Below are 14375 nucleotides of genomic sequence, written 5' to 3'. Positions count from 1 at the left end.
CGGCTTTTTTTGTGGGGAAGGCGTTGGCTCAGGCGTTGGGCAAGAAGCCTTCGACCGACAGATAACGCTCACCCGTGTCATAGGCAAAACCCAGTACCTTGGCGTTGGCGGGCAGCTCTGGCAGCTTTTGCGCAATGGCGGCCAGCGTAGCGCCGGAAGAAATACCGACCAGCAGGCCTTCTTGCGCGGCTGCACGGCGGGCGTACTCGCGGGCGGGCTCGCCTTCGACCTGAATCACACCATCCAGCAGTGCCACATCCAGGTTCTTGGGGATAAAGCCTGCGCCAATGCCCTGAATGGGGTGGGGTGCCGGTGCACCGCCCGAGATCACGGGGGAGGCTGCGGGCTCTACCGCATACACCTTCAGCTGCGGGAACTTGGCCTTGAGCACCTTGGCCACGCCCGACAGGTGGCCGCCCGTGCCCACGCCGGTGATCAGCACATCCAGGCCATCGGGGAAGTCCGCCAGAATTTCTTGCGCGGTGGTGGCTTCGTGCACCGCCACATTGGCGGGGTTTTCAAACTGCTGGGGAATCCAGGCGCCGGGTGTCTGTGCGGCCAGCTCTTCAGCGCGAGCAATCGCGCCCTTCATGCCTTTTTCCTTGGGTGTCAGATCAAAGCTGGCGCCGTAGGCCAGCATCAGGCGGCGGCGCTCAATCGACATGCTCTCGGGCATCACCAAAATCAGCTTGTAGCCCTTGACCGCAGCGACCAGGGCCAGGCCCACGCCGGTGTTGCCGCTGGTGGGCTCAATGATGACGCCGCCGGGTTTCAGTGCGCCCGACTTTTCCGCCGCTTCCACCATGGCCAGCGCAATACGGTCCTTGATGGAGCCGCCAGGGTTGCCGCGCTCGGACTTGATCCACACGTTGGCAGCCGTGCCAAACAAGCGGTTCATGCGAATTACGGGGGTGTTGCCAATGGTCTGCAGGACGTTGTCGAACTTCATAGCGTCTCCTTGATGGAATCGAAGCGGAACGGAAAAACATATTCTGGCGCACTTGTTCATACCGTTGGCGATATCGATATGCCCCGCACGGATAAGCACAGTGTTTGACACAGGCATGTAATTTTCGAAAAAGGACGCTGCATACTGCGCAGATACGTTTGCTTGCACCGCCCATTCTTCAAAGGTTTTACATGTCGCTCTTGCACTTCAACATGGTGTCCATGTCCATTGCCTGCATCGTGTTGCTGGTGGGTTTTTCCTGCCGTGACTACAAATGGGGCCCGGGCCTGATGCTGCTGGGGGTGCTGGCGGTGATGGGCGTGATCGTCTACGACATTCAGGTGCTTTCCGCGCGAACCTGAAAACACGGGCGCCATGGGCGATAATTGCCGCTGTGAAGTTCGCCAGACTGCCGCTGGTGCGATCTTGGAAACAAGGCACTGGAGGAACGTCCGGACTGCATAGGGCAGCGTAGCAGCTAACGGCTGTCCACCGTGAGGTGAGGATCAGAGCAACAGAGACGAGTCTGTCAGGAGTGCCCGCAAGGGTAGACCGGACAGGGTGAAACGGGCAATCTCTACGCGCAGCAATACCAAGTAGGCACACGTTGACGGGGCCCCCGGAGTGTGCGGGTAGGTAGCATCGAGCTGGTGGGGCGACCCCCAGCCCAGAGTAATGGCAGTCACGCAGCGGGCAACCGCTGTGCACAGAATCCGGCTTATCGGCGAACTTCACACTTTGAACACTGCAATAAAAAAACCGCCTCGGCATGCCGCAGGCGGTTTTTTGTGTCCAGCGTCAGCGCTTACTGGATGACGATGTGGGCAGCCTTCACGATGTCTGCTTGGCTCTTGCGGTTGTCGTGCACGGTCTTTTTGAATTGCTCCGGGCTTTCCAGGCGCAGGCTGTTGCCGGTGCTCTCCAGGCGCTCGCGAATCTCAGGCTGCTGCAGCGCCTGCTGCACGGCGGCATTGAACTTGGCCACGATGGGGGCGGGTGTGTTCTTGGGCGCGAAGATGCCGAACCAGATGGCGCTGTCAAAACCCTTGGTCCCGGGCAGACCGCTGTCAGCCACGGGCTGTACATCGGGCACGGCGGCAATGCGCTCGGCGGTGCTGGCGGCCAGCATCTTCAGTTTGCCTGCCTTCACATGGGGCAGCACGGTCTGCACCTGGTTCATGATGCAGCAGGCCTCGCCACGCAGCACGCCGGTGATGGCGTCGGGGCCGCCCTTGTAGGGCACGTGCACCATGTCCAGGCCCAGGCGCCAGTTCAGCTCGGCGAACGCCATGTGGGTGCCGGTGCCGTTGCCGGTGGAGGCGAAGTTGTACTTGCCGGGGTTGGCTTTGACGGTTTCGACGAATTCCTTGAGGTTGCGGGCCTGAATGACGTCCGGGTTGATGGTCAGCACATTGGAGACAGTCACCACGGGAGCCACCGGGGTGAAGTCGGCCTCCACATCGAACGGCAGCTTGGCGTAGAGCGCGGCATTGGTGCCGTGCGTTGCGGCGGTACCAAACACCATGGTGTAGCCATCGGGTTTGGCGCGCGAGACGTATTCGCTGGCAATGTTGCCAGCCGCACCCGGCTTGTAGTCAATGATCACGGGCTGGCCCAGTATTTTGGACACCGGCTCCTGAATCAGGCGAGCCACCACGTCCACACCCGAACCTGCGTTGAACGTCATGATCATGGTGATCGGCTGAGCGGGCCAGGCCTTGGCATCGGCGGCGAAAGCCGTGGGCAGGGCAGCCAGTGCCAAGGCAGCGGCGGAGGCAGTGCGAAACAGGGCGCGTCGGGCAATGGAAGGCATGGCGAAATTGTCTCTGTGAGGGGTTGATGAGCGGCATTGTGCAGGCATCTTCATGAGATTTTTGTATGTCTATATGCTTGCTTATGCACATAGAGATATGAAGCCGCGTTAAACCGGTGACAAGACTTGCCCCTGCTGCACGGAATAATGTCTTTCATGTTGCGCCCCGAACAATTGCTCCACCCCCAGCGCGTGCCCGCCACGCCCCTGCTTGCGTCCACCTTGCTGCTGCTGCGCGATCGCGCCGAAGGTGGCTGGGAGGTGCTGATCACCCGGCGCTCGGCCCAGGCCAGCTTTGCGCCCGGCATGTATGTCTTCCCGGGAGGCGGCATCGAGGCGCAGGATGCACAAGTGCCCGCAGACGTGGTGCGCTTTCGCCCGGATATGACGGCCGATGCATGCGCGGCCACGGTGGCCGCCTTGCGCGAGACGCTGGAAGAGATGGGCGTGCTGCTGGCCGTGCGCCGCGACGGCAGCGCGGCGCAGCAATCTGATGTGGATGGGCTGAACCGGCACGCACCGCTGTGGCCACAGTTGCAGCAAGCGGGCCTGCAGCTGGACGCCGCCGCGCTGTGGCAGGTGGGCCATTTCACCGCGCCCCCGCATCTGCCCAAACGCTTTGCCGTTCCGTTTTTCGTCGCGCGCATGCCCCTGGGGCAAACGCCAGAGCCTGATAACCGCGAGCAGTTTGAAGCGGTCTGGGTCGAGCCCAAGGCCGCTCTGGCGCAGCACCGTGCGCAGCAGATGCCCATGATGCTGCCTACGGTGCGCACACTGAGCTATCTGTCGAAATTCGAGAGCGTGGCCGCCATCTTGCAGGCTGTCGCCCAAGGGCCGCTGTGGGCGCATGCCCCACGTTTTGGGATGGAGCAGGGCAAAGAGCGCTCCTTGATCGAAAGCGATGCGGCCTATGGCGAGGCCGTCATGGTCAGCCCGGACGGGCAGTATTTCCATGAGCTGGCCTGGCAAAGCGAGCGGGCCGTGCCGCTGCGCAAAAACCTGCTGCGCCTGACGGCGCCCAACGCCAACGTCATGACGGGGCCGGGCACCAACAGCTATCTGGTCGGAGAAGCAGCCACGGGCTATATCGCGATTGACCCCGGCCCGGCCGATGCCGCGCATGTGGCGCGCCTGCTGGACGCAGCAGGCAACGATGTGCGCCACATCGTCTGCACCCATTCGCATGCCGACCATTCCCCCGGTGCCTTCCTGCTGCAGACATTGTGCGTGCAGCGCGGGCTGCCCAAGCCGCTGATTTACGGCCTGCCCTCGGCGCCCACAGCGCGGGCCAACAGCCATTTTGTGCCCGATGTGGTGCTGCAAGATGGAGAGCGCGTAGCGCTTGCTGCATCAGGGTTGGAGGAAAAAAACACTGCAAATATCACGCACACGCTGCGTGCCGTGCACACGCCAGGTCACGCCGCCAATCACCTGTGCCTGCTGCTGGAGGAAGACGCGCTGCTGTTCAGCGGTGACCACATCCTCAACGGCAGCACCACCATCATCGACACGCCCGACGGCAATATGCGCGACTACATCGACAGCCTCGACAAACTGGCGGTCTTGTGCCTGGCCGAGGGGGTGGAGTTTTTGCTGCCTGCCCACGGTTATGTGCTGGGGCAGGCCGGTGGCGTGATTGCCAAACTCAAGGCCCACCGCCTGGCGCGCGAGGCCAAGGTGCTGGCCGCCATGCAGCAAAAGCCGCAGGGCACCGCCCAAGATTGGGTGGCGCTGGCCTATGCCGATACCCCGCCCGCTCTGTGGAAACTGGCTGAAAGAAGCCTGATTGCGCACGTGGAACGCATTCGTGCTTTAGGCTTGCAGCATGTCACCGACTGAATACCCCAAGAACAACGACGAAGGCACCCGCCTGGCCAAGCGCCTAGCGGAGCAACTGGGCTGCTCGCGCACCGAGGCTGAGCTGTACATTGAAAACGGCGCCGTCCAGGTGGACGGCGTTACCGAGGAACACCCGGGCGCGCGGGTCCTGCCCCACCAGCAGATCACCGTGGCGGACGGGGCCAAGGCCGAGCATGTGCCACCGGTCACCCTCTTGTTGCACAAGCCTGCGGGCTATTCCGTGCAGGCGGGTGGCCCGCGCAGTGCGCTGGATTTGCTCACCCCCGACAACTGGCACCAGGGCGATACGCCGGCGCCCATTCGCATGCTGCAAAAGCATTTCCAGCACCTGGAGTGCTTGGAGCCGATTCCCGTGCCGGGCAGCGGCCTGACCGTGTTCACGCAAGACCGCCGTATTGCCCGCAAGCTGACGGAAGATGCGCTGTACATCGAGCAGGAATGCATTGCCCATGTGCAAGGCAGTCTGGATGTCGAAGGGCTGGAGCGCCTGTGCAACGGCACATCGGTGCCGGGCAAACGCCTGCCGAAAATCAAGGTCAGCTGGCAAAGCGACAACCACCTGCGCTTTGCGCTCAAAGGCATCTTTCCGGAAGAGATGGACGCGATGTGCCGCGGCGTGGGCTTGAAGCTCATCGGGCTCAAGCGGCTGCGCATGGGCCGTATTTCCATGGCCAAGCTGCAAGAAGGCCAGTGGCGCTACGTGATGCCCTGGGAGCGCTTCTGAGCGCAGGCTGCCCTGCACCATGCAAAAAGGCGCGAATTTCGCGCCTTTTTTTGTGGGGGTGCCGCAAGCGGCGGGCCAGTGCCCTATTTGTTTTTGCTGTAGCCCATGGCCACAACCAGCGCCGTAATCAGGAAGAAGGCCTGCAGCTCCAGTGCCCAGCCACCCGATTTGCTGATTTGCAAAAAGTGGCCGCTGTGCACCAGCACCAGCGCCACTACCATGTTGATGGCCACCACCAGTGCGGCCGGCACCACATACAGCCCGACCAGCAGGAACAGCGGGGCAATCACTTCACCAATGAACACGGCATAGGCCAAAAAACCGGGTACACCCGCTTTAATCAGCATGGTTTCAATGCCGCCTACGCCGTTGGTCACCTTGGCCCAACCGTGAAACAGCACCAGGATGGCCAGGGTCACGCGCAGCAGCACCATGGCCGCATGGGGGTGGTAGAAGTTTTTCCAGAAGCTCATAGCAGTGCAGGGTAAAACAGAAAAAAGGTGTTTGATCCTCGGGAAAACAGGGCAAAGCCGCTGCAGTCCCGCGCTTGTGGGGGGCTTGCGCATGGCGGGGCAAGGCACGTCTGACGTTTGCTGTAGGCCTTGGGCGAGACCTGCGCCAACTGTGTTTCTTGCATCCAGCAAGCCTTCTAGGATGCATTAAGCCACATGACCGGTCATCTGCATCGTGCAGATCTGGGCTGTGTCCTTAACACTTCTTTATGAGGGTCACCCTATGCAAAAGTCTTTTTCTCTGCGCTCTGTCGCGCTGGCTTCCGGTATGGCTGCTGCAGCATTGGTCATGGTCGGCTGTACTTCCACTGGCAGCACGCAAGGCAAGGGCTCTGCGCCCAGCAATCGGGCTGAGCTGGAGTCGCAGTCCACCGCGGCATTGAACCGCCTGTACAACGCCATGCCAGGCACGCGTGAGCTGGTAGCCAAGTCCAAGGGTGTGTTGGTCTGCCCCGCCGTGATTGGTGGCAGCTTTGTGATTGGTGCCGAGCACGGCAAGTGCGTGCTGCGCTCCAACGGCACCAGCCGTGGTTACTACAGCACCACGGCTGCGTCCATCGGCTGGCAGGCTGGTGGCCAGTCCAAGGCGGTCATCTATGTGTTCAGCGCGCAGGATGCCTATGACCGATTCCTCAAGAGCGATGGCTGGTCCGTCGGTGCTGACGCCAACGTGGCCGTGGGCAAGGCGGGCGCCAATGGCGGCGTGGACACCACCACCGCCAACGCACCCGTCAGCAGCTATGTGCTGAACAACACGGGGCTGGAGGCGGGCGTGTCCGTCAACGGCAGCAAGATCAGCAAGATCAGCATGTAAGTCGCAGGTCTGGGCTTGCCCAGCTTGCCAAGACAAAGACCGGTTAACGCCGGTCTTTTTTTATGCCCTGAGGGTTGAAGAACTCAATCAGGTGCTAGCCCTTGTAGGGCAAGCGCTGGTAGCTATGGAATTGGTTATTCCTCAGAAGGCGCTTGGTACCAGCGGGTTTCCAGCAGTTCGGGCTCCGCATGGTCCAGCAGGCGCTGCCAGTGCAGGTCTGCGTCTTGTACAAACAGGTCGGCCACGATGGCATGCGCCAAGCGAGTGGAGCCAATGCCCAGGCCCGGAATGTCACTGCCCAGGGCCGCGTGCGTCATGGTGGCGCCCCAGTTGAACAGGTGGATGCGGCCCATGGCGGCGGCGTGCTCGCCGTCGTGGCTGTGCAGCGCAAAGCTGTCTGCCAGATAGGGAAAGCGTGCGGCTTCGGTGTTGGCGGCGGCTTGCTCGGGTGTGACGTGGCGTGCCCAGGTGTCGATGTGGGCGCTGTAGCGTGCCAGCTCGGGGCGGTTGAGCATGTCCACATCAAAGCCGGTGCCCAAAATGATGGCGTCAAAGCGCTGCACGCTGCCGTCGGCCAGGGTCACGTTCACGCCATCGGCCAGGGGCTGCACATCGCGCCAACCGCAGCCCATGCGCAGCTGGAAGGTTTCAAAAGCATCGCAGCGGCGCACGGTTTCCCATGGTGGGGGCACCTGTTCGTCAAAGATGTAGGTGTAGGTGCGCCATTTGCGCTGGTCGTCCAGCTGGGAGTAACCGCGCAAGAAGCCGGGGAAGGACGCGGCCTTGCTCTTGTTGATCTGCGGCATGACCGCGCGGCGCGCGAATTGCTGCACGTGGGCACCGGCTTCCAGGGCGCAGGCTGCATTATCAAAAGCAGAAGCGCCTGCCCCAAGCACAGCGAGGGTTTTGCCGTTAAACGATGCGAAATCAATCGTGTCCATGGTGTGGAGCACGCGACCCCGCGCCAGAGGGTCCTGCATGGACAGGCTGGGGAAGTCGGGCCAGCGCGGTGCGCCGCTGCCATCGCGCCCCAGCGCCAGCACCACTTTGCGGGCGCGCACGGTTTCGGTGCCGTGGGGGCCGGTGATTTGCGCGACGGCCACGCCGTCCTCGTCACTCAGGCTGTCCAGGCGGGTGCTGTTCTCGACGGGAATGGCCGCGGTGTCGCGCACCCACAGCAGGTAGTCGCGCCAGTCCACGCGGCCGATTTTGTGCAGGCTTGCCCAACCGGGTGTGGCGGCGTCGAAAGTTGAGATGTCGCCCGTGCCGTGCTGGGCCTCATACCAGGCGCGAAAGGTCAGACTGGGTACGCCCAGATCGGGGCCGGTGAGCTGTTTGGGGCTGCGCAGCGTCAGCATGCGGGCAAAGGTGGCCCAAGGCCCTTCGTCGCCGCGCGGCGCTGCATCGATGACGCGCAGATTGCGCAAACCCTCGCGCAGCAAGGCAAAAGCGGCGGTTTGACCGCACATGCCAGCCCCGACGACGAGGACGTCCAACACCTTGTCGGCATTGGGGGCAACCACCCAGTTGGGGGCCGGATAGTTCAGTCGCAGCAGGTCGCGCTGGGCCTCTTGGGCCAGGGCTTGCAGCGCAGCATGATTGCGCGGGCTGGCGATGGTTTGCAGGGGAACCGGCGCCAGAGCGCGGTTGGGAATTGGGGAATACGTTGAGATGCTCACAGCCGCGAAGATAATCCATTCATGACCCAACTTGACTGTTTCTATAGCCTTTCCTCCCCCTGGGCCTATTTTGCGGGGCCTCAGCTGCAAGACATCGTGCGCCGCCACCAGGTGAAGCTGGTTTTGAAGCCTTATGACTTCCAGTTGGTGGTGCCGCAGACCGGTGGTATTCCGCTGAAAACCCGCCCTGAGGCACGCCGTAGCTACCACGCACTGGAGCTGGCACGCTGGCGCGATTACCTGGGTATGCCCATGAATCTGGAGCCTGCCCACTACCCCAAGGGCGTGGCAGACGACGTGAACTGGAACAAGCGCCCAGGCTGGATGGTGATTGCCGCCCAGCTGCAAGGTCTGGATGCCCAGCCCCTGTCGCACGCTCTGCTGCGCGCGCTGTGGGCCGAAGAGCGCAAGACCTCGGATGCCGATGTGCGCATTGCAGTGGCCAATGAAGCGGGTTATGACGGTGCGGCTTTGTACGCGCTGGAAGAATCGGCCGAAGTGCAGGCTGCCTACCAGGCCTACACCCAGGAAGCGGTGGAGCAAGGTATTTTTGGCTCGCCCATCTTTGTGCTCAACGGTGAACGTTTCTGGGGCCAGGACCGTTTGTCGTTCGTGGAGCGCGCGCTGGACAAGTTGCGCGCCGACAAGTCCTGATCCTGATTGCTGCTGCGCAGCACTGAGCTTTCGCGCCAAGTCCTGCGGCATCAGGCCTCGGGCTGGCGCGAAAAGGTCTAAGCTTTCACCTTTGCCATTTCTGCACTGTTATGCATATTCGATTCACCAAAATGCAAGGCGCTGGTAACGACTTTGTCGTGCTGGACGAGACCCAGGACCGCTTGGGCCTGACGCCTGCGCACTACCGTTTTCTGGCGGATCGCCACTTTGGCGTGGGGGCCGACCAGATTCTGACCGTGCGCCCGGCGCCCGCTGAAGGCGTGGACTTTGAATACGTGATCCACAACGCCGATGGCGGCGAGGTGGAGCAGTGCGGTAATGGCGCGCGGTGCTTTGCCCGCTATGTGTACGACAAGGGGCTGACCCCCAAGACCGAGATTCGCGTGCACACCCAGGCTGGCGTGATTGCCCCGCAGATCACGCCCGATGGCCGTGTCACCGTGAACATGGGCGCACCGGTGCTGACACCCGCGTGCGTGCCTTTTGATGCCACAGGTCTGACTGAGCAGCGCCAGGGCGAGGCCCTGGTGTGGCCGCTGGCACTGCAAGCGCCCGCACCGGTGGCGCAAGTGCAGGTGGTGGCGGTTTCCATGGGCAACCCGCATGCGGTGCAGCTGGTGGACGATGTCGAGACCGCGCCGGTCGCTATCGTGGGCCCGCAGATTGAGCGCCATGTGCGCTTTCCGCAACGCGTGAATGCTGGCTTCATGCAGGTGCTCTCGCGCGCTGAGGTGAAGCTGCGCGTGTATGAACGCGGGGCCGGTGAGACATTGGCGTGCGGCACAGGGGCCTGTGCGGCCGTGGTTGCCGGTATCCTTCTGGGGGTACTGGATCACCGCGTCGACGTGCATACTCGCGGGGGTCTGCTGACCATCGAATGGACAGGGGGCGCGCAAGACGCCGTCATGATGACGGGGCCTGCCACCACAGTGTTCGAAGGCCAGATTCACATTCCTGAAGAACTATGAACAGCATCGAAACATCCGCCATGAATGACACCAGCATTGCCGAGTACCTGCTGCAGCACCCTGAGTTTTTTGAACGCCATGCCGAGATGCTGACCAATGTGCAGCTGAGCAGCGGTCATGGCCAGCGTGCGGTGAGCCTGCAAGAGCGCCAGGCTGAAATGCTGCGCGACAAGATCAAGGGCCTGGAGCAGCGCATCATGGAAATGGTGCGCAACAGCAGCGAGAACTCGGCCATTGCCCACAAGATTCACCGCTGGAGCTGCGCGCTGGCTGCGGTGCAGGATGTGCGCCAGCTGCCACGTGCGATTGCCGAAGGCATCCAGAACGAATTCGATGTGCCCCAGGTGGGCATTCGCGTGTGGGATGTGGCGGGGCCTTATATGGGCTCGCTGTTCACCATGGGCGTGACGGATGACGCCAAGTCGTTTGCCACATCGCTGACCATGCCGTTTTGCGGCCCCAATCTGGGGTTTGAGCCCACCGCGTGGCTGCCCAATCCGCAGGAAGTGCAATCCATGGCGCTGCTGACGCTGCGCGAAGGCCTCAATGACAGCCAAAGCCCCGCCTTTGGCTTGCTGGTGCTGGGCTCGCCCGATCCGCTGCGCTTTGACGCCACCATGGGCACGGAATTCCTCTCGCGCATTGCCGAGCAGGCCAGCGCCGCGCTGGGTCGTTTGCGTGTGATGCCCTCGGGCAACTGATCACCGCTTGCGCGGATATGCCTGAGCACGCCGCCCTGTCGCCCCAGCTGCAAGCCTACGTGCAGCATGTGGCCAGCGAGCGACGGCTGGCAGCGCGCACCGTAGCCATCTACACCGAGGGCCTGCAGCAGCTGCAGGCCATGGCCGCGCAGGCGGGGCCTGAGGTGCTGGCGCTGCAACCCGCACACATTCGCCGTTTTGTGGCGGCGCTGCATGGCCAGGGGCGCCATGGGCGCAGTATTGCCCTGTGGCTGTCGTGCTGGCGGGGTTTTTTCAAATGGGCCGCTTGGCAGGGCTGGATTGAGCGCAATCCGGTCGAGGGCATTCGCGCACCGAAAACGGCCAAACCCTTGCCCAAGGCACTGGGGGTGGATGCGGCCGTACAACTGGCCAGTTTTGCCAACCCGGATGCCGACCCCTGGGAAGAAGCGCGCGACGCGGCCATGACCGAGCTGCTCTACAGCAGCGGCTTGCGCGTGAGCGAGTTGGCCAACCTGGACGTGCAGGCCGGCGCGGGCCTGGGCTGGCTGGACCTGCAGGCGGGCATGGTGCACGTCACAGGCAAGGGCGGCAAGCGCCGCGCAGTGCCGGTGGGCGCACCGGCCAAAGCCGCGTTGCAGCGCTGGCTGGCGCTGCGTGGCAGCCGCTTTGCGCCGCACTGGGCGGAGGCGGCCCTGTTCGTGGGCGCGCGCGGCGCCCGCATCACGCCGCAGATGATCTGGCTGCGCCTGCGCCAGCGGGGCCAGCAAGCGGGCTTGCCCGCTGCCGTGCACCCGCACGTGCTGCGCCACTCTTTTGCCAGCCATGTGCTGCAATCCAGCGGCGATTTGCGCGCCGTGCAGGAGCTGCTGGGCCACGCCAACATCAGCACCACGCAAATCTATACGCGGCTGGACTTTCAGCACCTGGCCCAGGCGTATGAGCAGGCGCACCCGCGCGCCCGCAAAAAATCGGCGGATTGAATCAAAAACCAGAGCTGTCAGCGCCTGTGTGTTCAGTAGTTGAGGTGTTTTTGACTGCGAAACTGAGCCTTCACTAGCGCAAGCAGCTCCTGTTTTTTGAGCGCCAACATGGTGCACTTATTGCTTGTTACCTTTTTATACAAGTCAAACAGCGAGACAAGGTGCCATGGAGCTGCTGCTGAAATACGAAGGTCACCATATTCCGCCCAGCTGGGCTCAGCTGCACGGCATGCGCATGGGGCGTAATGTGTGGGTGTTCAAACTGGCCAGCAAAGACGCGGTGCTGCCGCTGATGCACCAGCTAGCGCAAGACGCCGATGCACAGGTGCTGGCGCACACCCTGGTGGCAGTCATGCCGGTGGCGCAGCAGCAGTCGCCAGCCCTGCTGCTGGATACGGCCGTGCCGTTCATGGCCATGCTCACGCGGCTGCGCTATCCGTGGCTGCAAAACGGCATGGCGCGCTATGTGGAGGTGCATTTCCAGCCCATCATTGATCTGTCGGATGGCGGGCGCATTTACGCGCAAGAGGCGCTGTGCCGCCTGCGCACGCCCGAGGGTGCGCTGCTGACGGGCTATGAAACCTTCACTCTGGCGCGTCACCTCGGGCGGCTCGATGCCCTGGATATGGCGTTGCAGCAAAAAGCCCTGCAGCGCAAGGTGCAAGACTTTGCACCGGGGGTGCCGCTGTTCCTGAATGTGCTGCCCTCCACGCTGATGCAGCCCGGGTGGCCGCAGCAGTTTCTGCAGTGGCTGCAGGACTATGGCATTGACCACCATGAGGTGGTGATCGAAGTGGTGGAGAGCGAGAAAGTCGACCCCGCCGGGCTGGCGCAGCGCTGCGACGAGCTGCGCAGCCAGGGCCTGCGCATTGCGCTGGACGATATGGGCGCAGGGTTCAACTGCCTGTCGGTGCTGGCGATGGTGCGCTCGGACTACATCAAGGTTGACCGCGAGCTGGTGCACGAGGCGCGCGGCAGCCGTGTGCGCTCGGTCTTGCTGGAAGCCTTGGTCTCCATGGCCGAGCGCCTGGGCGCCACCGTGATCGCCGAGGGGCTGGAGCGCCAGGAGGATGTGACGTTTTGCCGCTCGCTGGGCATTCATTTGGTGCAGGGCTTTTTGCTGGCCAAGCCTGCGCATGCACTGCTGGTGGGCAAGCTGGGTGTGCCCGCGGCCGAAAGCAAGCTGCTGCCCCCGTGGGTGGACCGCTTTTGCATCACCGATGTGATTGAGTCGCCGCCCGCTTTTGACATTCAGACCCCGCTGACCCTGGTGCACCAGACGTTCCGCGAAGCGCCTGAGCTGCCGTGGTGCATGCTGACCGACGGGGGGCGCCCGGTGGGCGTGCTGCACCGCGGCAAGGCCTTGTCGCGCCACACCCGCACGGTGGCGCAGGGCGCGCAGTCGCTGCAGCGCATGCTGCCCTTCAATATCGGGCTGACGGCCCTGGCGCGCAGCTTGTATCTGGAGCGGGTGGAGGCCACGCCCTGGGCGGTGGTCGACGAGCACGGCTGCTACATCGGCACGCTGGAGCCGATGATGCTGGTCTCGCACCTGCTGGCGCGGCAAGAGCACGGGGCCAGCCTGCATCCGCTGTCGCAACTGCCCACGGGGCCGACTTTGCGCCAGGCCATCGAGATGCGCATTGCGCGCAAGCACGGCCATCTGGAGCTGGTCTATATCGACCTGGACCATTTCAAGGCCTTCAACGACCGCTATGGTTTTGTGCGCGGCGACGCCATGATCCGCACGCTGGCGGAAATCCTTCGCCATGTGTTTGCCATGAGCACGGATTGCATGCTGGGCCACATTGGTGGCGATGACTTCATCGTGCTGTTTGACCAGCCAGACCCGCTGCTGGTGCCGCAGCTGCAGCGCGCCATGGCCCAGTTCCACACGCTGGCGCGCCACCTGTACGACACCGAAGACCTGCAGCGCGGCTATTTTGTGACCGAGGACGGCGAAAGCCACCCCGTGGCCAGCATGTCGGTCTCGTGCGTCAACGGCAGCACCGGCATGCCGCAGGACTGCGTGGAAGCCTCGGCGCGCGCAGCCAAGCTGAAAAAAATGGGCAAAACCGCAGGGGGCAATGTGATCGTGGTGGAGGCACTGTCCGCACGCGTGATCCAGCCCGAGGCGGCCAACCCCGCCATGGCCGGCTGGGAGGCGCGCGTGCTTGATATTTTGCAGCGCCTGCTTCAAGCCCCGCGTGGGCGTGATGCGCGTTCGCTGGACCATGTGTTCAAGGCCTACCCCTTCTTTGAGGTGCTGTTCGAGCTGGATGCCGAAGGCGTGCAAAGCTATGCCAACTGGATCAACCCCGCCATGTATGGCCGCATGCGGGCGGGTGGGGCAGGGGCCAACCGCAGCGGCCAGCCCTACTTTGCGCATGTGCGTGACAGCGGTCAGCCTTTTGTCTCGCCCATCTACCTCTCCAGCGCCACGGAAGATTTCTGCCTGACCATTGCCGTGCCGGTGAGCGGGCCAGCGGGGCGCTTTGCCGGGGTGCTGGTGGGGGACTTGAACCTGGCCTCTATGGCCAGCTTGCTGGAAAACCGGGTGTTACTGCAGGCGGTGCATGAATAATTGATAGCTGGTTGCGCTTTATATATAAGCGTTTGAGGTCAAAAACATGAAAAAATGGCACACCCCTGTTGGGGCCATGTGCTTGCCGGTATGGCTACACTTTCGGCCTCTGGCGCGCAGGCAACTGCTGCAGC

At 63.0% G+C, this 14375-nt stretch carries 13 protein-coding genes and 1 other RNA gene; 10 read left to right on the top strand and 4 right to left on the bottom strand.

What is annotated here, in order from left to right:
* Positions 1 to 28 precede the first annotated feature (28 nt).
* Positions 29 to 949, bottom strand: a complete 921-nt coding sequence (cysK, locus tag AC27VO_RS08715; protein ID WP_488666311.1) for a cysteine synthase A — start codon at positions 947 to 949, stop codon at positions 29 to 31.
* Between the two features lie 191 nt (positions 950 to 1140).
* Between cysK and AC27VO_RS08710 the strand changes: the two genes are divergently transcribed.
* Together AC27VO_RS08710 and rnpB are read left to right on the top strand one after the other, a co-directional pair.
* The gene (locus AC27VO_RS08710) at positions 1141 to 1311 is read left to right on the top strand and encodes a hypothetical protein (RefSeq protein ID WP_488666310.1); all 171 of its coding nucleotides are present in this window, start codon (positions 1141 to 1143) and stop codon (positions 1309 to 1311) included.
* A 34-nt stretch (positions 1312 to 1345) separates the two neighbouring features.
* Positions 1346 to 1686: RNase P RNA component class A (rnpB, locus tag AC27VO_RS08705), an RNA gene on the top strand.
* 68 nt (positions 1687 to 1754) lie between these two features.
* Here the strand turns inward: rnpB and AC27VO_RS08700 are convergent.
* A complete protein-coding gene (locus AC27VO_RS08700) occupies positions 1755 to 2762 on the bottom strand; it encodes a Bug family tripartite tricarboxylate transporter substrate binding protein (protein ID WP_488666309.1) in 1008 nt (335 codons plus the stop codon).
* A gap of 156 nt (positions 2763 to 2918) precedes the next feature.
* On the opposite strand from AC27VO_RS08700, the gene AC27VO_RS08695 reads away from it, so the two are divergent.
* Both AC27VO_RS08695 and AC27VO_RS08690 read left to right on the top strand, forming a co-directional pair.
* Positions 2919 to 4601, top strand: coding sequence for an MBL fold metallo-hydrolase (locus AC27VO_RS08695; RefSeq protein ID WP_488666424.1), 1683 nt, complete (start codon positions 2919 to 2921; stop codon positions 4599 to 4601).
* A complete protein-coding gene (locus AC27VO_RS08690) occupies positions 4588 to 5346 on the top strand; it encodes an RNA pseudouridine synthase (protein ID WP_488666308.1) in 759 nt (252 codons plus the stop codon). The genes AC27VO_RS08695 and AC27VO_RS08690 overlap by 14 nt, the downstream gene beginning before the upstream one ends.
* A gap of 83 nt (positions 5347 to 5429) precedes the next feature.
* On the opposite strand, the gene AC27VO_RS08685 is transcribed toward AC27VO_RS08690, so the two are convergent.
* Positions 5430 to 5819 (bottom strand): DoxX family protein, encoded by a 390-nt coding sequence (locus tag AC27VO_RS08685; RefSeq protein WP_488666307.1) that lies wholly within the window; start codon positions 5817 to 5819, stop codon positions 5430 to 5432.
* Between the two features lie 262 nt (positions 5820 to 6081).
* Here AC27VO_RS08685 and AC27VO_RS08680 point away from each other — a divergent pair, with 262 nt between their 5' ends.
* Positions 6082 to 6672: a BPSL1445 family SYLF domain-containing lipoprotein gene (locus tag AC27VO_RS08680; protein WP_488666306.1), complete on the top strand. Its 591-nt coding sequence runs from the start codon at positions 6082 to 6084 to the stop codon at positions 6670 to 6672.
* Positions 6673 to 6806: 134 nt separating this feature from the next.
* Here AC27VO_RS08680 and AC27VO_RS08675 read toward each other — a convergent pair whose 3' ends face one another.
* The gene (locus AC27VO_RS08675) at positions 6807 to 8351 is read right to left on the bottom strand and encodes an FAD/NAD(P)-binding protein (RefSeq protein WP_488666305.1); all 1545 of its coding nucleotides are present in this window, start codon (positions 8349 to 8351) and stop codon (positions 6807 to 6809) included.
* Between the two features lie 21 nt (positions 8352 to 8372).
* Between AC27VO_RS08675 and AC27VO_RS08670 the strand changes: the two genes are divergently transcribed.
* From AC27VO_RS08670 to AC27VO_RS08650, 5 genes are all read left to right on the top strand, one after another.
* Entirely contained in the window at positions 8373 to 9005 is a 633-nt protein-coding gene (locus AC27VO_RS08670; protein ID WP_488666304.1) for a 2-hydroxychromene-2-carboxylate isomerase, read from the top strand.
* Between the two features lie 110 nt (positions 9006 to 9115).
* Entirely contained in the window at positions 9116 to 9994 is an 879-nt protein-coding gene (dapF, locus tag AC27VO_RS08665) for a diaminopimelate epimerase (RefSeq protein WP_488666303.1), read from the top strand.
* Positions 9991 to 10695 (top strand): DUF484 family protein, encoded by a 705-nt coding sequence (locus tag AC27VO_RS08660; RefSeq protein ID WP_488666302.1) that lies wholly within the window; start codon positions 9991 to 9993, stop codon positions 10693 to 10695. Before dapF ends, AC27VO_RS08660 begins: the two co-directional genes overlap by 4 nt.
* A gap of 17 nt (positions 10696 to 10712) precedes the next feature.
* Positions 10713 to 11657, top strand: coding sequence for a tyrosine recombinase XerC (locus AC27VO_RS08655; RefSeq protein WP_488666301.1), 945 nt, complete (start codon positions 10713 to 10715; stop codon positions 11655 to 11657).
* Between the two features lie 166 nt (positions 11658 to 11823).
* The gene (locus AC27VO_RS08650; protein ID WP_488666300.1) at positions 11824 to 14241 is read left to right on the top strand and encodes an EAL domain-containing protein; all 2418 of its coding nucleotides are present in this window, start codon (positions 11824 to 11826) and stop codon (positions 14239 to 14241) included.
* The last annotated feature ends 134 nt before the right edge of the window (positions 14242 to 14375 follow it).

It is taken from the genome of Comamonas sp. 14P8.1.4 (assembly GCF_057799285.1).
Note: the sequence above shows the minus strand (reverse complement) of the source record. Positions and strands in the feature narration are given on the sequence as shown.